Raw genomic sequence first — 18,509 nt, forward strand, 5'->3', positions numbered from 1 at the left:
CATTAAGGACGATATATTAAGAAATCCATATATATTAAAGGTAGAAATAAAAAGGAAATTGCCTGATAAAATATTAATAAATGTTAATGAAAGAAGTGCAGCTTTTTATACTCAAAAGGATTCTAATTATTATATAGTAGATAAAGAATCTATTGTCCTTGAAAAAAGAAGTAATATTAATACAATGAAATTGGTAAAATTAGTTGGATATGATAAAAATAATTTAGTTATAGGACAAGTACTTCCTTATAAAGATAATAGAAAAGTTCAGGTGGTAAGTAATATAACAGATTTGATAATTGATAACACTTCAAAAATAAATATGAGTATTGTAGATGTAACTAATTTATATGATATAAAAATTTATTATGGCAATATTTGTGTTAAAATGGGTGATTGTAATAACTTAGAGGGAAAACTCAACAAAGCTATATCCATAATAAAAACGCAGAACTTACAAAATAAAAAAGGTTATGTAGATGTTAGTTTTAAAGGGAATCCTGTATTTCATATAGAAAATTAGGAGGAATATGCATGAAGAATTTAAGAGCACAAATTTCTATAGCAGTAGTATGTTGTCTATTGGGTTTTATGCTCACATATCAATTTAAACTTGTAAACAAGAGACAAGAAGGAACTGGCACAAAAAAAACTGATCCAGAAATAGTTATTGAAATAGAGCAATTGAAAAAAGAGAAAAAGGATATGGAGTCCAAAATAAATGATTTACAATATAAATTAAAGCAATATGAAACAGAAGTAGTAGGTAGGGATGATGCTACTAAAAAGTTAAAAGAAGAATTAGATAATTCAAGAAACTTTTTAGGGGAAACAGATTTAGAAGGAGAGGGTATAATTGTTTATATTACTCCTAGAAGCGATTTTTTTAATGTAGGATTTGATAATTTTCCTATTAATGATAGGGATATATTGTATATAATCAATGAACTATACGCAGGGGGAGCGGAAGCTATATCTGTAAATGATATTAGAATAACTTCTAATACTGGAATAAGAAATGCAGGAAATGCTATAAGAATAGATAATGATAAAATATCCCCTGTTAAAAGAGTAGTTATTAAGGCTATAGGTGATAAAGCAGCTTTAGAATCAGCTGTAACTTTTCCGGATAGTATACCAGTAGGGTTAAATGAAAGTTGTGACATTAAATGGAATGTTGAGAAAAGTGTATCCATAAAGAAGACTAATAAAATATTCAAGTTTAAGTATGCTAATACTGTAAAAGGTAAATAGGGGGATTCAATATGATAGCTCTAGTAGGATTAATTTTAGGAATAATTTTAGGTGCTGTTTGGAATATAAACATTCCAGATAAGTTTTCACCATACATTTCTGTTGCTATATTTGCATGCTTAGATTCAGTATTTGGAGCATTAAAAGCAAGTTTAGCTAAACAATTTAGAGTAGATATATTTATATCTGGCTTTTTTGGAAATGCAGTTCTTGCAGCAGCATTAGCTTATTTAGGAGATAAATTGGGAGTGCCAATTTATTTAGCGGCAGTTATAGTTTTTGGAGGAAGGATTTTTGACAACTTTGCTACTATAAGAAGAGTGCTTATCGAAAAAGCTAAATCACATCAGTGAGGGTGATTAAATGAGGACTAACGAGGCTCATATATTTCTATTTATTTCATGTATAATAATAGGAATTTTAATTTCTATGAACATTGATTTTAAAAATGAAAAAGTAAATAATTTTTTGACAGTGGATCAATATCAAAATGCTTATACAGAGAGAAGTAAACTGTACAATGAAATCAGTGGCTTGAAAAGTCAATACAGAAAATATAATTCAAAGTTGTCTAAGTATAAGAATAGTGAAGAAGATAGATATAAAATTATAGGCGAAATAAAAGAAGAATTACAAGAAAATAAAGCTATTTTAGGGATGGAAGATGTAGAAGGAGAAGGAATAACTATTACAGTTAATGATGCTATTGATGAGTATAATGCTACAGGTAATGAACAGCACCTGGTGCACTTTTACGATATTATATTTATAATAAATGACTTGAAAAATGCAGGGGCAGAAGCAATTGAAGTAAATGGTCAGAGGATAGTGGATGGAACTTATGATTATTGTGGAGGAACTAATATAAAATTAAATGAAGTAACTATAGTATCTCCTTTTTATATTAGTGCCATAGGAAATAAAAGTGTTATGGAAAAATATATGCTTATGGATGAAAATTATTTAAAATCTATGATGATTCTTAGAAAGATATCTGTAGATGTAAAAACTCAAGACCACATAAAGATAAATGCATATGTAGGTAGTAAAAAATATGATAAAGCAAAACCTAAAATAAAAAATTAAATTTAATTAAAAATTCTTGCCTTTTAAAAGGATTTTAAACATTTTTGAAGAATACTATAAATAATTTACCATTTATGACGTAATTTTTGTTAGGGAGCGATAAAATTGTCTATAGAGGAAAATGTTCAACAAATATTAAAAGAATTAAAAGAAGATGTAAAACTTATTGCAGTTTCAAAAACTAGAACTGTAGAGGAAATGGAACAAGCATATAAAATTGGCATAAGAGACTTTGGAGAAAATAAGGTACAGGAATTAGTGGATAAATATGATAAGTTCCATAAGGATGTCCATTGGCATTTACTAGGGCATTTACAAACCAATAAGGTTAAGTATATAGTAGGCAAGGTTCATTTAATTCATTCTTTAGACAGTATAAAATTATTAGAGGAAATAGAAAAAAGATTCAAAGCTAAAGATGCTATTGCTAATGTATTAATACAAATTAACATAGGCAAGGAGGAAAGCAAAACAGGCATTTACTTAAATGAATTAGAAGAAATTATGAATAAGTGTGAGCAGTGTACAAACGTTAAAGTAAAAGGGCTTATGTGTATAATACCTAAAGGAACAGAAGAAGAAAATAGAAAGTACTTTAGAGAGATGAATGATATTTTTCAAGAGTTGAAAGGCAAAAATTACAAAAATATAAGCATGAATATATTATCCATGGGAATGTCTGGTGATTACAAAATCGCATTAGAAGAAGGTTCAAATATGATAAGAGTAGGTCAAGGAATATTTGGGCCTAGAAATTATAAATAGGAGGTTGATACAATGTCAGGTAAAATGTTAAATAAGGTTATGGGTATATTTGGATTAGAAGATGAGTATGAAGAGTTAGAAGAGGATGAAATGGAAGTAGAAGAAGAAAAAGAAGAAGAAATAGAACGTTATGATATTCCTAACAATAAAAAGCAAAACAAAGTGGTAAATATACATACTAATGCTTCAGCAAAGGTTGTGATAGTAAAGCCAGAATCCTTTGATGAGGCAGCAGGCATATGTGATGATTTAAAAAACAGAAAAATAGTTGTGGTAAATACATCAAATTTAGAGGGTAAAATAGCTCAACGACTTTTAGATTTTATAGGTGGCGCAAGCTATGTTTTAAATGGAAATTTACAAGAAGTAGAAAGAAATGTATACATACTATCTCCATCAAATGTAGCAGTGAGTAATGAATTGAAAAATGAGCTTTCCAAAGGAATATTCAGTTTTACTAAATAGATAAAATATAAAAATAACTATGGAGGAAAAAATGTTTTTTCTTAAATTTTTCAGTATACTATTTAATGTTTTAGAATATGCAATACTTATAGATGTTGTTTTATCATGGGTTTCATTTGGAAGAGAAAATGCATTTACAAATATAGTTCATACTATTACTGAGCCTTTATTGCGTCCAGGAAGAGAATTGCAACAAAGATTGATGCCCGGATTAATGATAGATTTTTCTCCTATAATAGCAATACTTATTATAGGTCTATTAAAAAGAGTTGTATTTACAATATTTGCAGGCTTTTAGGAATGATATTATGGATAAAAACAAATTATCTAATGTAGAAGAAAAAATTTGTTTAGCCTATAAAGCTAACATGGTTGTTTATTCTAATGAATTTTATACCCCTGATGAGTGCAATGAAATTAAAATAATAAGTAACAAAAGAGCTATTAATTTTTATTCTTATGGTGTTTTTAATGAGGCAGAGAGGAAGATGCTGGCTTTTGCACCAGAAGAGGAAGAATTATTTTATCCACTTCAATTAATAAAGATAAAAGCTAATACTAAGTTTATAAACTTAGAGCATAGAGACTTTTTAGGCTCCATTATGGCTTTGGGAATTAAAAGGGAAAAGCTAGGGGATCTAATTTTAAAAGATGACTGTTGTTACCTTCCAGTAGCATCGGATCTTGTGGATTTCATAATGTATAATTTGAAACATATAGGTAAAAGTCCGTGCAAAATATCACTTTTAGATGTTACAGATGATGAAATACCACAGTATAGCTTTGAAGAAAAATTAATAATTACATCGTCTATTAGGTTAGATGCTATAGTTTGTGGTTTGTGTAATATGTCTAGAGGTAAATCCATTCAATACATTGAAATGGGTAATATTTTAGTAGATTATGCAGTAGTGGATAAAAAGGATTATAGAGTTAAAATTGATTCAATTATAACTGTAAGAGGTTATGGAAAATATAAAATTGAGAATATTATAGGATATACTCAAAAGGATAGAATTAAAATACAAATAAAAAAATTTATTTAAACTGAGGTGATGGGTTTGATTACTCCTGTAGATATAAACAATAAAGAATTTAAAAGAGGTTTTAGGGGATACGACATAGACGATGTAGATGAATTTTTAGACCTTATAGTGGAAGATTACGAAAAGGTATATAAAGAAAATATATCCTTAAAGGAAAAGCTACATCTTCAAAATGAAAAAATTGAGCATTATTCAAAAATTGAAGAAACTATTCAAAACACATTGATTTTAGCACAAAATGCAGCGGAACAAGCTAAGAAGACTGCTCAACAAGAGTCAGATTTAATTATTAAAAATGCTAATGATTCTGCACAAAGAATATTGGATAAGGCTCATAATGATGTAGTTAAGATAAATGATGATTACGACATAATAAAACAGGAATTTCTTAAGTTTACAAATAAATTTAGGAACTTTATGAAGAGTCAATTAGATATGTTCGAAAGTTTAGAGAAAGATTTTGTAAAGAACTACAATGTAGGAAATCCTGTTGAGGACATAGGAGAAAAAAGCATAGAGGATTTTTCAGATAATGAAAAAAACACTGGATTAGATATAAAGGATTTTGAAGACAAGGATTTAAAGGAAGAGGATTTAAACCAGATAAAAAGTTTTTTTGCAAAAGAGGATTAGATAATTTAAATGTGACAATAAGGTACTTCAAAGGGAAGTATAATTGTCACATTTTTTATTATCCATTATGGAATTTCAATAAAAATGGTTTTAAGGAGGAATTTTATGCACGAAATAATAGTAGGTAAAGAAGGAAAGATTTATAGAGTATATGTAGAAAATACTATGGACAGATTTAAAATAGCGCTTAAGGATTACAAGATAAGTGGAGAAAGCAAAGTATTCGTAGTAACTGATGATTTAATATATAACACTTATAAGAACAATATTGAATGGCTAAAAATAAAAATTCCTTTCAAAATATTCTATTTTAAAAATGGAGAACAAAGTAAAAATATAAATACAGTGAAAAAAGTATATGATTTTTTAATAGAAAATAAAGTGGATAGAGAGAGTATATTAATAGCTTTAGGTGGTGGCGTAGTTGGAGACTTGGTTGGATTTGTAGCATCAACATATATGAGAGGAATAAGGTATATAAATGTTCCAACTACCCTTTTATCTCAAGTGGATAGTTGTATAGGCGGTAAGGTGGCCTTTAATTATGGAGGCATAAAAAATATAATAGGAAGTTTTTATGATCCAGAGTTTGTATATATATCACTAAATTTTTTAAAAACCTTAGATAGAAAAGAAATATTAAATGGGTTAGGTGAGATAATAAAGTATGGTTTAATTTCTGATGGAAAACTATTGAGTTTTTTAAATGAAAATGCAGTACCAATTTTAAATTTGGAACATGATAAATTATTGCATATAGTAATAGAATGCTTAAAAATCAAAAATAGAATAGTGGTTCAAGATGTTCAAGATTTATCCATAAGAAATGTATTGAATTTTGGACATACTATAGCACATGGAATAGAAGTAGATTCAAAATACAAAATACCTCATGGTGTAGCGGTGGCATTGGGTATATTAGTTGCAATAAAAATTTCTGAGATTAAATTGGGTCTTGATAAAACTCTTTATAATAAACTGGAAAATTTATATAGAAAATTTGGTTTGCCTACTAGGTATAAGGTTGACAATTATAAATCCTTTATGTATGCTATTAATCGTGATAAGAAAAATATAAATGAAAATATTAACATGGTATTGCTTGAGAATATAGGTAAATATAAAATAAAAGTTAATGTAAAATCTGAGGAAATTTTAGAGGCATTAAAATTGAGCATTATTAAGGAGGAGTAACAAATGGCTATAGGAATTATAGGAGCTATGGATGAAGAAATAGAAATATTATTAAAGGATTTAGATTTACAAACAAAAAAAGTAAAGGCTTCAATGGAATTTAATAGAGGAACATTATGGGGAAAAAATGTAGTACTTGTGAGAAGTGGCATAGGAAAGGTGAATGCTGCCATGTGTGCACAAATACTTATAGATGATTTTAAGGTGGATTCAGTGATAAATGTAGGAATTGCTGGAGGAGTAGGAGAAAAAATATATCCAGGTGATGTGGTTATTGGAGATAGTTTGATTCAACATGATATGGATACTTCTGCTTTTGGAGATAAAATAGGTCAAGTACCTAGATTGGATACTTTTGATTTTAAGAGTCATTCTAAGCTTGTAGAATATGCAAAAAAAGCCTGTAAAAATATAAATGAACACAATTGCTTTGTAGGAACTATAGTTTCAGGAGATCAGTTTATAAATAATGTAGAAAAAATAAAGTGGTTTTATGAAGAATTTGGAGCCTATGCATGTGAAATGGAAGGAGCTAGCATTGCTCAAGTTTGCTATTTAAATGAAGTGCCTTTTGTAGTAATAAGATCTATTTCAGATAACGCTAATAATGGTGCTCATATAGACTATGAAACTTTTAAGGATATAGCAGTAAAAAACTCTTGTAGTATATTGAGAAACATGTTAAGTAATATGTTGTAATATGTAGGTGATAATTTAAAATGAAAAATTTATTGGTAGATAAAAAAAGCGGAGAAGATATAAAAGTCAAAGTAGGAGATTTTTCCATAGGAGATAATGAAAAAATAATAATATCTGGACCTTGCTCAGTGGAAAATTATGAAACCATGGCTCAAATAACAAAAGAATTAAAAAATGCTGGAGTGCATATGTTAAGAGGAGGAGCTTTTAAACCTAGAACTTCTCCCTATGATTTTCAAGGCTTAGAGTTTCAGGGATTAAAGATACTTAAGCAAGTAGGAAATGAATTTTCTATGCCTGTGGTTTCAGAAATAATGGACACAAAAGATTTAGATGAAGCTTTAAAGTATATAGATGTTATACAAATAGGGTCTAGAAATATGTATAATTATAGTTTACTAAAGGAAGTAGGTAAACTAAAGGTTCCTGTGCTTTTAAAAAGAGGAATGAGTGCTACTATAGCTGAATGGCTTTATGCTGCTGAATACATTATGGTAGAGGGAAATACCAATGTTATTTTATGCGAAAGAGGCATAAGAACCTTTGAAACTTATACAAGGAATACATTGGATTTAAATGCTATAGCAGTTATAAGGAAAAAATATAGATTGCCAGTGATTGTAGATCCTAGCCATGGAACTGGACATAGAGAATTGGTAGAGCATATGTCTATGGCAGCTATAGCTGCTGGGGCTCATGGACTTATAATAGAAAGCCATATAGAACCAGAAAAGGCTATTTCAGATTCTAAGCAGACTATTTCAATTGAAAGCCTAGAAAGAATAATTAAAAAAGTAAAGAAGCTAGAAGAAATATTATAAGATTATATAATTTTAGGATAAACAGAGCTCTTAGCTTCAGATGGAGTTTTCACTCCAACTGAAGGTTAGAGATCGTTATCCAGGGACGTAGCTGCCGTAACACTTCCACTTTGTTAGAAGTGGGAGTGTTACGGCAGGTAGTCATTGGATAAAATAAAATACAGAATAAAAAAAGCTCCTTTAGAAAAACTAAACTTAAAAGTACTTTTAAAGGAGTTGATGGTATGAACCTTAAAGATAGGGAACATTTTAAAAATAAACTTTTAAATCAAAAGAGGGATGTAGAAAACTTACTAAAGCAAATGGAAGACAATGATACTATAAATACTAATATGGGTTTAGAAGATGAATTATCCAATTATGACAATCATCCCGCAGACTCAGGTGGAAATCTCTACGAAAAAGAAAAGGGTATAGCACTTAAAGAACATGAAGTAACTATAATAAAAAAAATTGACGATGCTTTAAGGAGCATTGAAGATGGATCCTATGGTAAGTGCAAAGGCTGTGGAAAAGAGATACTTAAGGAAAGATTAGAATTTATACCTTATGCACAGTACTGTACCAAATGCCAAAAGGAAGTTAATACTGCTGCTGTAGTGGATGAAAGGCCAGTGGAAGAAGAAGTATTAAGGATGCCCTTCGGATATGGATATAATGATTTAACTGACAAAGTAGGATTTGATGCAGAGGATAGTTACCAAAGTGTAGAAAGATTTAACGAGCCTTATAATAGCTATAGTTCAATTAAATATTATAATTATGGAGATTTTCATGAGAGTGAGGATGAAATAGGTTATGTAGAGCCTATTGAAAGGGTAAGCAATTCTCAATATAAAAATCAATTACCAGATTAAATATATTGGAATGTAATACAATATTATAGCTTCATATTTTTAAGTAAACCTGCGATTAATTAAATATATTGTAACATTAATATGAAATTGGGGGATGGGAATGGAAATAAGCATAATTATATTTGGCGTATTATTAGATAGACTTACCAAATATTGGAGTGTGAATATATTATCAAAAATAGGCGAAATAAAAATAATAGATAAATTTTTTAGTTTTTATTATTTAGAGAATACTGGTGCAGCTTTTGGTATAATGAAAAATAAAATATATTTTTTAAGTATAGTAACAGTGTTGGTATTAGGTGGTATAATTTATTATTTATTATTTAAGAGACCAAAGGATAAATTAATAAGAATAAGTTTATCTTTAATAATAGCGGGGGCCATAGGTAATTTAGTAGATAGGGTATTATATAAATATGTAATAGACTTTATACTGCTTCATTTTAAGGATGTTTACTATTTCCCAGTATTTAATGTGGCAGACATATTGGTGTGTATAGGTACTTTTTTATTGATAATTTTTTTAATAAAGGAAGATAAAGATGAAGGAACAAAATAATTATTTATTTAAAATAGAAGAAGAATTTGATGGGGAAAGAATAGATATATTTCTGGCAGAAGCTTTAGAAACCAAATCTAGATCCTATATACAAAAGTTAATTAAAAGTGGAAATGCCACTGTAAACAATGAAGAGAAAAAAAGTAATTATAAACTAAAGGAAAATGATATAGTAGAGTTAAAAATACCGGAGCCTATAGAATTAAATATAAAACCTGAAAACATATCATTAGATATATTATACGAGGATAGCGACGTTATAGTAGTAAATAAATCACAAGGTATGGTAGTTCATCCAGCACCAGGGGTTTACAGTGGAACATTGGTGAATGCACTGTTATATCATTGTAGGGATTTATCAGGCATAAATGGTATAACCCGTCCAGGAATTGTCCATAGAATAGATAAAGATACTTCTGGAGTTTTAGTAGTAGCTAAAAATGACAATTCTCATAATTGTTTAGCAGCACAACTTAAGGAACATTCAATGAATAGAGAGTACATTGCACTTACAGAAGGTGTTGTAAAAGAAGATGAAGGAAAAGTAGACGCACCTATAGGAAGACATGCAACGGAAAGAATTAAAATGGCTGTTATTTCAGGTGGTAAAGAAGCAATTACTCATTTTAAAGTGGAAAAACGTTATAAAAACAACACACTTATAAGATGTAAGCTAGAAACAGGAAGAACACATCAAATAAGAGTACACATGGCGTATATAGGACATCCACTTGTAGGGGATCCAGTGTATGGATACAAAAAACAAAAATTTAAATTGCAGGGACAAATGCTTCATGCGCATAAACTAGGATTTATTCATCCTACTACAGGGCAGTATATAGAATTTTCTACGCCTATTCCAGATTATTTTCAAAATGTCATTGAAAAATTGGAAAATTGTCTGTAAAATAGTATTTAAGTATTAAATGCGTTTAGGTCATGGGGATCTAGACGTTTTTCTATTTATGTAATAGGAGGGGTTTATATGAAACTTAAAGCAGTGATTTTAGATGAAAAGGCTATGGGAAGGACGCTTACAAGAATAGCTCATGAAATAATAGAGAAAAATAAAGGGGTAAAGGATGTAATATTAATAGGAATAAAGAGAAGGGGGTATCCTCTTGCTGAAAGAATAGCTAAACTAATAGAAATAATAGAGGGAGAAAAGGTTCAAGTAGGCAGTGTAGATATTACTTTGTATAGAGATGATTTATCTACAGTGAACGAACAACCTATAATAAATAATAATGATTTACAGGTAAAAATTGAAGGTAAAAAAGTTGTTTTAGTAGATGATGTATTATACACAGGAAGAACTGCAAGAGCTGCATTAGAAGCAATTATAGATAATGGAAGACCTGAGAGGATAGAATTAGCTGTACTAGTAGATAGAGGACATAGAGAGCTCCCTATAAGGGCAGATTTCGTTGGAAAAAATATACCTACTTCACGCAAGGAGAATATTTCAGTAGAAGTTACAGAGATAGATGGAAGTGATTCAGTAAAAATTTACGAATGATAATATGAATATTTAGGAGATGAATAATAGATGTATGAATTGATAGCAACATCCACTTTCGGATTAGAGTCAGTGGTTGCAAAAGAATTAAAAGAATTGGGTTATGATGACTTGAAGGTGGAAAATGGAAAGGTAACTTTCGAGGGAGATGAATATGATATAGCTTTGTGTAATATTTGGCTTAGATGTGCCGATAGAGTTCTTATAAAGGTATCTGAATTTAAAGCTGAAACCTTTGAAGAATTGTACCAAGGGGCACTAAAAGTAAATTGGGGAGAGATAGTGCCAGAAGATGGTTTTATGCATATCACAGGTAAATCAGTAAAATCAAAGCTATTTAGTGTTCCAGATTGTCAAAGTATAGTAAAAAAAGCTGTAGTAGAATCTATGAAAAGAACATATAACAAAGAATGGTTTTCAGAGGATGGCCCAGAATATAAAATAGAAGTGGCTCTTTTAAAAGATGTAGTAACATTAACCATTGACACCTCAGGCCCAGGATTGCATAAAAGAGGATATAGAGCAAAGGCTGGAGAAGCTCCTATGAAAGAAACATTAGCAGCAGCTTTGGTACTTTTAAGTAATTGGGATAGTTCAAAACTTCTTATAGACCCTTGCTGTGGTTCCGGTACTATAGCTATAGAAGCAGCTCTTATAGGTAAAAATATAGCTCCAGGACTAAATAGAAGTTTTGTATCAGAAACTTGGCCTTTGATCCCTAAAGAAGTTTGGGAACAAACAAGAGATTATGCTAAAAGAAAAATAAATAATGATGATATAAAAATAATGGCTTTAGATATAAATAATGGTGTTTTAAGAACTGCCAGAGAAAATGCCAAAGGCGCAGGAATTTCAGAATACATTCATTTTCAACAAATGCCAATCCAAGAGTTTACCACAAAGAAAAAAGGTGCATGTATTATATGTAATCCACCTTATGGTGAGAGAATAGGAGAAGCAAAAGAGGTTGAAGCAATATACAAAAGATTAGGAGAGCTATATAAGGAAAATGATACTTGGTCATTTTTTGTTATAACATCTAATGAACAATTCCAAAAGGATTTTGGTAGAAAAGCGGATAAAAACAGAAAGCTTTATAATGGCAGAATCAAGTGCTACTACTATCAATACTTAAGATAAGAAAATTGTGACGCTGTCACAATTTTCAGTGGGCTAGTGTGCTAGAGGACTAGTAAAAGATAAATAACATAATTTCACGTTGTGAAATTGTGTTATTTATCTTTTAGGGCTTAACTTAAATCTTTTATTGGCGATAGCCAGCCTTAATATATAAATAATAAATATCAGATATCAAATATCAATTAATGTGGATTTTCTTCATTTTATTTAGGAAATTTTTAATTTATCCGATGACTACCTGCCGTAACACTCCCACTTCTAACAAAGTGGGAGATAACGGCAGCTACGTCCCTGGATAACGATCTCTAACCTTCAGTTGGAGTAAAAACTCCATCTGAAGCTAAGAGTTCTGTTTATAAAAAGGGAGTGTTCATAATCTTTTTTTAGGCGTAGCCTTTCGAAAGTTATTTGCTTAAAGGGCTGGTAAGGCCACAGACCGATAGGTCGCAAAATAGCTATACCTTCACCTACACTCAGCGGGCTTACGCGCAAAACACTTTTTAAGTGCTAAACTTCTGACTTTTTACCTATTAGTTCTGACTTTTTTAACTATTCCCCATTACTTATCTACAAGTTCCTATTCACTCAACAATTAAAATTACATATTCTTATCTATAAACCCTAATCGTACTTACGTATTTAGCCTGGCTATCGCCAATAAAAGATTTTTAAAGCGTTTAAAAGAAAGCTATAACTATTCCATTAAATGAAACAGTTATAGCTTTTCTTACTATCCTATTTATTTAATTAAAGATTTTCCGTAACGTAGTGGAGAAAAATCATCCTTTCCTAGCACCTAGCACCCAGTACCTAGTACCTAATCTCGTATTTCTTATTTCTTACTTTTTACTTCTTACTTAATTCTTAGCGTACTGTTCACAGTCCCAAATTTCAATTTTATCACGGAATTAAAAGCAGATTTTTCCTAAGCCACTTACTTCACAATCTATTCTTCTTCTGTAACTAAGATTTTTGGCTCTGCCAATATGGTTTTATTAGTATAGTAAATAACCATGCCTGGCTTAGCTCCAGAAGGTTTTTTTACATTTTTAATTTCTGTATAATCCACAGCTACCTTTGATGAATTTCTCCCCTTACTGTAGTAAGCTGCAAGGGAAGCTGCTTCTTCAAGGGTTTTATCGGTTATGTCACCGGTATTTTTAATTATTACGTGAGAGCCATGTACCTCTTTTGTATGCATCCATATATCATTTTTTCTAGCAAACTTTAATGTTAAATAATCATTTTGTAAATTATTTTTTCCTACGTAAATATGAAAGCCGTCGCTGGATATAAAGTGTAGAGGAGTGGATTCTTTTTTATTTTTATTTTTCAAAGATTTTCTAAATTTTATATAGCCAGTTTGGACTAATTCCTTTTTTATATCGTCAATTTCATCATAGTTATCAGCATTTTCTATATTGCTTAAAACAGATGATAAATATTCAAGTTCCTCTTCTGTACTTTTAAGTTGAAGAGTACCCATTTCTTCTGAAGTTTTTAATTTGTTATATTTTTTATAATAATATTGAACATTTTCTGAAGGAGTTTTATTTTCATCCAGGCCTATAGTAAGGTATTCTTCTTTTTCACTATAGTAATTTAGTAGTGTGGCTTCAGAATCTCCTTTTTTTATACTATATATATTGGCAGTTAACAATTCGCCATAAAGTTTAAAGGTATCCTTAGATTTACATTTTTCTAAAGTTTCATTTAAAATTTTTATCTTTTTTAAACATCTATCCATGTTAGTATGAATTAATTTTTCTAAATCAGCGCTTTTCGATTTAAGCCTATCTATTTTATCTTTTGCAAAGTAAAAATCCTCCAATAACAATGATGGGGAAGCGTATTGTTTTTTTATGTTATTTTCCTCAAGACTTAATAAGTCCATGCAGTGAAAGTCTTTTAATAAACCATTTTTATCCATATAATAGGAAAATTCAAATTGGTTACTTAAAAATTTAGTGAAAAATTCTTTTGAGAATTTAAATAAATCTTCCAAACTACTTTTTTCATATACATTATAAGTATTAAATCTATAAAAAATTTCTTTTGAAAGATCAGTGCTTATGCCCGTAAAGGTTTTAGAAAAAAACTTTTCAGAAATAGTTATGTTGTTTTCATTTATATGTTTTGTGAAATCTTCCATTGAAAAGTCTCCAGGGTTAAGCTTATTAGACTTTGGAGGATAGATATATTCTATTCCTGCATAAAGATTTCTATAACTATTTATATCCGAGGTAATGTGCTTTATACTATCCATTATTATATTATCTCTTTCCCTTACAAGAGTTATATTACTGTGTCGTCCCATGATTTCTATTATTAAATTGTATTTACTATTAAAGCCCATTTCATCAGAACTCTCAAAAGTTATATTCAGTATTCTATCAAAATTTAACTGTTGAACGTCTATTATTTTAGCAGCATTTAGGTACTTTCTTAAAATCATGCAAAACATAGGTGCCTTTTGGGGATTTTGTTTTTGAATATTTGTAAAGTGTATTCTTGGATAATTGGAACTAGCACTTATTAAAAGTTTTTTATTTTGTCTATTTTCTCTTATACTTAATATTATTTCATCCTTTTCAGGTTGATTTACTTTATCTACTTTACAGCCTATTAAGTTTTTTAATTCTTCTTTTATACTATATAAAAATAATCCATCTAAAGCCAATTTATTTCATCCTCTCTAAAAAAGTTATAAAATAAATAATCATTGTAACCAAACTTGTATTGATTATTTATTTAAATATTGTATACTTTAGTATAGCATTAATAAAACACTAATAAAACATTAAGAGAATTAAATTTTTATGTTACAATATATTTATAGAAATGTGGAAGGTGATGTAAGTGAAAATGTATTTTACTAAAATGCATGGTTGTGGAAATGATTTCATAGTTATAAATGATTTGGAGAACAAATTAAATAATTTAAGTGAATTAGCCAGTAAATTGTGTCATAGAAATTTTGGAATAGGTGCAGATGGAATAATATGTGTAAAAAGAAGTAGTTTAGGGGATATAAGGATGGAAATAATAAATGCAGATGGTTCCTATGCTGCAATGTGCGGTAATGGCATAAGATGCTTTGCAAAATACCTTTGGGAAAAGGATATTGTAAAGAAAGATAAGATAAATATAGAAACAGGAGATGGCATAAAAATAGCTCATCTTAATATAAATAATAATAAATTAGAGAATGTTACTATAAATATGGGAAGTCCCGAATTTGAACCGGATAAAATACCTTCTTTAAGTAGCGAAAAGGTAATTGATAAAGCCATAGAGGTAGGTAACAAGAAATATAATATAACTAGCTTATTAATGGGAGTTCCTCATACCGTTGTTTTTGGAAAATTAAATGATTTTAATGTGGAGGAGGGAAAAGTAATAGAAAAATATAATCTTTTTCCTCAAGGCACCAATGTTAATTTTGTAGAAATAGTTAGTAGAGAAGAAATAAGAGTTATGACTTGGGAAAGAGGTGCTGGAGCGACTATGGCTTGTGGTACTGGCAGTTGTGCTTCGGTAGTAGCAGGAAACACATTGAATTTATTAGGTGAAAAAGTAAAAGTTCATGTTCCAGGTGGCATTTTACAAATAGAGATACAAGATAATAAAGTTTTAATGACAGGTAGTGCAGAAATTTCTTTTGAAGGAGTATGTGAAATATAAATGAAACGCACTGGTAGATTATTATCAACAACTTTAGTATTAATAATAGCTTTAAATATTTCAGCTTGTAGTAAATCTAATACAAATAAAAACAATAGTCAAAATACCCCAGAAGTTTCTATAGACATAGGCAGTATAAAGTTTCCAAATGTAACCATACTGTGTAGAAAAAGTGATTATAATCAATTATTTAGTATAAATGGAGATACCTTAGATAAAATTGGGAAGATACCTACAGAGGATATTTTAGATTTAATTTACAGCAAAGAAAAAGATGTATATATCTTCCTTGTGAAAAAAATAGATAAAAATGGGAAAATTGCAAATCAGATAAAAATTAAAAAAGGTAATAATACTAAAATATTAAATGAATCTTCTATTTATGCAGATATTAAAATATCTCCAAATAATAATAATATATTATTTAGAAGTTTTAAGGATGCAAACATGAATATGCCTGAAGGAATTAGGATATATAATATAGATGAGGATAAAGAAATCAAGATTAAAACAAAAGTTTTAGTATCTGGAAATGTATATCAGTGGTTGGACGATGAAAATATAATTTATTATGGTATTATATCAGATAAACCTAATTCAGGACATATATATAAGTATAATATAAAATCTGGAGAGGAATCTGTATATTTAGATAAATTAGAGGGGCTTTGCTGTAATATATATTCAATATCTAAGGATGAAATATTAGTTTTAGACAATAGAGAAGATGAATATAAACTTACTTATTATAATGTAAAAACAGGAGATAAAAAGCTTATATGTAAAAATATAAGTGACATGACGGCAGTAGTCCAAAATAAAGATAAAAAACTATTATATTTTATAGGAGAATCTTTACAAAGCGGTGGGTATTCATTATTTTCAATAGATTTAAATACTTTTGAATGTTCTCAGCTAACCTATGATTTACCTAAAAATGTAGATAAATTGGGAGGCTTGGCCTTAGATCCAAAGGGGAATGTTATATTTGCAGGGAAAGATAGTGAAGATAAAAATGATATATATATTTACGATACAAAAAACAATTCTACTAGTCTAATAACAAATAGTTCAAATAATTATAAGATTTATAAGAACAATTAAAAATAGTATAAAGTTAAATCTGGATTATTTAATAAAATAATCCAGATTTTTTTTACATACATGTTTAAAAAATACATTAAAGGATATAAATATAGTATAAAAAAGGTGGGGTAATATGGTTGTAATTAAAGAACATAATTTAGATATTTTTAATTTAAAACTAAATATGGATGTATTAACTAAAATATCTAGAAGTGCAGCTAATAAATTTTGTATTTTACCGTTTAATATAGAAGATTACAAGGTCTGCGTTTTAGCTTCAAAGGAATTAAATGAAAGTGCTATAGATTATATTAAATTCATATATAAAATGGATTTAAAAATATATTTAGTAGAGAAAAAACAATTAAGTATGGTGATAGAAAAATATCATAAGAAAATAATTCTTCAGGGAGCTATAAAGGAAATTGAGAAAAGTAATGGATTAGATGAGAACATTCAAGGTATTGAAAATTCAAAAGAGGTAGAGAATGCTCCAGCGGTTAAAATAGCTAATACTATAATCAATGAAGCTATATCAATGAGAGCTAGTGATATACATATAGAACCATTTCAAGATTATGTTATTGTAAGATTTAGGATAGATGGAGCATTAATAGTGTATACAGAATTGTCCAAAAGAGTATATAGCTTTTTAGTTTGCAGAATAAAGATTATGGCAAACATGGACATATCTAAAAAGTTTATGCCAGCAGATGGAAAAATTTATTATAAGCTTGAGGAAAATAGATATGACCTTAGAGTATCTACTTTACCTACGGTGTATGGTGAAAAGGTAGTAATAAGAATTTTGCACAAGGAGGGAGGAGAAATTTCACTAGATTCTTTAGGATTTAAAGAGGAAAGTTATAAATTAATAAAAAAATGTATTGAAAAGCCTAATGGGATGATATTGGTAGTTGGGCCCACGGGAAGTGGAAAAAGTACTACCTTGTATTCTCTTTTAAAGGAGCTAAATCAAAAGCAATACAATATTACTACCATAGAAGATCCAGTAGAATACAATATGCCTTTTGTAAATCAAATTAATATAAACAATAAAGTGGGCTTGACTTTTGCACAGGGCTTAAGAAGTATATTAAGGCAGGATCCAGATGTAATTATGGTAGGAGAAATAAGAGATAGTGAGACTGCAAAAATAGCAGTAAAAGCTGCTATGACAGGACATTTAGTATTTTCTACACTTCATACCAAGGATTCTTCAGGAACCATACTTAGACTCATGGATATGGGGGTTGAAAATTATTTATTAGCAGATACCTTATTAGCTGTTATTTCTCAAAGACTTGTAAGAAAGATATGCAATTATTGCAAAGAAAGTTATAAACCCTCTGAGGAAGAGAAAAGAGTTTTGAATTTAAATGAAGAACAGTTGCTTTTTAGAGGAAAGGGATGTGCTTATTGCAATAACACAGGGTATTCTTCTAGAACTGTACTATATGAAATACTGGTTATAGGTGATAAGGAAAGAGAATTTATAAGAAATATAAATTCTATAGATGAAAAATCTCATAAGTATAATTTCTATGTAGGAAAATCATTAAAAGAAAGAGCAATTGAATTAGTTAAAATGAGCACAACTACCTATGAAGAGATAGTGAAACACATTATATAAAACATAGTGTATAAAAGATAGAGTTAGTAATTCAACTTTATAAGTTATAAAAGAAAAATGTAAAA

General features: G+C 29.1%; 21 protein-coding genes. 20 read left to right on the forward strand and 1 reads right to left on the reverse strand.

Annotation, left to right across the window (positions count from 1 at the left end):
• From FGK85_RS05195 to FGK85_RS05275, 17 genes are all read left to right on the forward strand, one after another.
• Positions 1-523 (forward strand): cell division protein FtsQ/DivIB (locus FGK85_RS05195; protein ID WP_138204405.1); only part of this gene is annotated, 523 nt, incomplete at its 5' end.
• 11 nt (positions 524-534) lie between these two features.
• Positions 535-1,254, forward strand: a complete 720-nt coding sequence (locus tag FGK85_RS05200) for a DUF881 domain-containing protein (protein ID WP_138204407.1) — start codon at positions 535-537, stop codon at positions 1,252-1,254.
• A gap of 11 nt (positions 1,255-1,265) precedes the next feature.
• Positions 1,266-1,607, forward strand: coding sequence for a small basic family protein (locus FGK85_RS05205; protein ID WP_035290090.1), 342 nt, complete (start codon positions 1,266-1,268; stop codon positions 1,605-1,607).
• 10 nt (positions 1,608-1,617) lie between these two features.
• Complete coding sequence (locus FGK85_RS05210; RefSeq protein WP_138204409.1) at positions 1,618-2,340, forward strand: DUF881 domain-containing protein; 723 nt, start codon at positions 1,618-1,620, stop codon at positions 2,338-2,340.
• A 105-nt stretch (positions 2,341-2,445) separates the two neighbouring features.
• On the forward strand, positions 2,446-3,105 hold the full coding sequence (locus FGK85_RS05215; RefSeq protein WP_138204411.1) for a YggS family pyridoxal phosphate-dependent enzyme: 660 nt from the start codon (positions 2,446-2,448) through the stop codon (positions 3,103-3,105).
• 12 nt (positions 3,106-3,117) lie between these two features.
• Positions 3,118-3,570: a cell division protein SepF gene (locus FGK85_RS05220; RefSeq protein ID WP_138204413.1), complete on the forward strand. Its 453-nt coding sequence runs from the start codon at positions 3,118-3,120 to the stop codon at positions 3,568-3,570.
• Positions 3,571-3,601: 31 nt separating this feature from the next.
• Positions 3,602-3,868 carry a YggT family protein gene (locus FGK85_RS05225; protein ID WP_138204415.1) on the forward strand — a complete coding sequence of 89 codons (267 nt, stop codon included), beginning with the start codon at positions 3,602-3,604 and terminating at the stop codon, positions 3,866-3,868.
• Between the two features lie 10 nt (positions 3,869-3,878).
• Positions 3,879-4,616 carry a YlmH family RNA-binding protein gene (locus FGK85_RS05230; RefSeq protein WP_138204417.1) on the forward strand — a complete coding sequence of 246 codons (738 nt, stop codon included), beginning with the start codon at positions 3,879-3,881 and terminating at the stop codon, positions 4,614-4,616.
• Between the two features lie 9 nt (positions 4,617-4,625).
• On the forward strand, positions 4,626-5,249 hold the full coding sequence (locus FGK85_RS05235) for a DivIVA domain-containing protein (RefSeq protein WP_138204419.1): 624 nt from the start codon (positions 4,626-4,628) through the stop codon (positions 5,247-5,249).
• 105 nt (positions 5,250-5,354) lie between these two features.
• On the forward strand, positions 5,355-6,443 hold the full coding sequence (aroB, locus tag FGK85_RS05240; protein ID WP_138204421.1) for a 3-dehydroquinate synthase: 1,089 nt from the start codon (positions 5,355-5,357) through the stop codon (positions 6,441-6,443).
• 3 nt (positions 6,444-6,446) lie between these two features.
• Positions 6,447-7,142, forward strand: a complete 696-nt coding sequence (locus FGK85_RS05245; RefSeq protein ID WP_138204423.1) for a 5'-methylthioadenosine/adenosylhomocysteine nucleosidase — start codon at positions 6,447-6,449, stop codon at positions 7,140-7,142.
• 20 nt (positions 7,143-7,162) lie between these two features.
• Complete coding sequence (gene aroF / locus FGK85_RS05250; RefSeq protein ID WP_138204425.1) at positions 7,163-7,963, forward strand: 3-deoxy-7-phosphoheptulonate synthase; 801 nt, start codon at positions 7,163-7,165, stop codon at positions 7,961-7,963.
• Between the two features lie 224 nt (positions 7,964-8,187).
• Positions 8,188-8,820 (forward strand): TraR/DksA C4-type zinc finger protein, encoded by a 633-nt coding sequence (locus tag FGK85_RS05255; RefSeq protein WP_138204426.1) that lies wholly within the window; start codon positions 8,188-8,190, stop codon positions 8,818-8,820.
• A gap of 100 nt (positions 8,821-8,920) precedes the next feature.
• Positions 8,921-9,382 carry a signal peptidase II gene (lspA, locus tag FGK85_RS05260; RefSeq protein ID WP_138204428.1) on the forward strand — a complete coding sequence of 154 codons (462 nt, stop codon included), beginning with the start codon at positions 8,921-8,923 and terminating at the stop codon, positions 9,380-9,382.
• Positions 9,366-10,289 carry an RluA family pseudouridine synthase gene (locus FGK85_RS05265; RefSeq protein ID WP_138204430.1) on the forward strand — a complete coding sequence of 308 codons (924 nt, stop codon included), beginning with the start codon at positions 9,366-9,368 and terminating at the stop codon, positions 10,287-10,289. The genes lspA and FGK85_RS05265 overlap by 17 nt, the downstream gene beginning before the upstream one ends.
• Before the next feature lie 78 nt (positions 10,290-10,367).
• Entirely contained in the window at positions 10,368-10,901 is a 534-nt protein-coding gene (pyrR, locus tag FGK85_RS05270) for a bifunctional pyr operon transcriptional regulator/uracil phosphoribosyltransferase PyrR (RefSeq protein ID WP_138204432.1), read from the forward strand.
• Positions 10,902-10,931: 30 nt separating this feature from the next.
• On the forward strand, positions 10,932-12,041 hold the full coding sequence (locus FGK85_RS05275; RefSeq protein WP_138204434.1) for a THUMP domain-containing class I SAM-dependent RNA methyltransferase: 1,110 nt from the start codon (positions 10,932-10,934) through the stop codon (positions 12,039-12,041).
• 946 nt (positions 12,042-12,987) lie between these two features.
• Here FGK85_RS05275 and FGK85_RS05280 read toward each other — a convergent pair.
• Positions 12,988-14,721: an Rqc2 family fibronectin-binding protein gene (locus FGK85_RS05280; RefSeq protein ID WP_138204436.1), complete on the reverse strand. Its 1,734-nt coding sequence runs from the start codon at positions 14,719-14,721 to the stop codon at positions 12,988-12,990.
• A gap of 185 nt (positions 14,722-14,906) precedes the next feature.
• Here FGK85_RS05280 and dapF point away from each other — a divergent pair, with 185 nt between their 5' ends.
• The 3 genes from dapF (at position 14,907) to FGK85_RS05295 (ending at position 18,444) form a co-directional block, all read left to right on the forward strand.
• Positions 14,907-15,725: a diaminopimelate epimerase gene (gene dapF / locus FGK85_RS05285; protein WP_138204510.1), complete on the forward strand. Its 819-nt coding sequence runs from the start codon at positions 14,907-14,909 to the stop codon at positions 15,723-15,725.
• Positions 15,726-16,829 (forward strand): TolB-like translocation protein, encoded by a 1,104-nt coding sequence (locus FGK85_RS05290; protein ID WP_138204438.1) that lies wholly within the window; start codon positions 15,726-15,728, stop codon positions 16,827-16,829.
• A gap of 115 nt (positions 16,830-16,944) precedes the next feature.
• Positions 16,945-18,444, forward strand: a complete 1,500-nt coding sequence (locus FGK85_RS05295; protein WP_138204440.1) for a GspE/PulE family protein — start codon at positions 16,945-16,947, stop codon at positions 18,442-18,444.
• The last annotated feature ends 65 nt before the right edge of the window (positions 18,445-18,509 follow it).

Source organism: Haloimpatiens lingqiaonensis, from assembly GCF_901447495.1.
Taxonomy (GTDB): domain Bacteria; phylum Bacillota; class Clostridia; order Clostridiales; family Clostridiaceae; genus Haloimpatiens; species Haloimpatiens lingqiaonensis.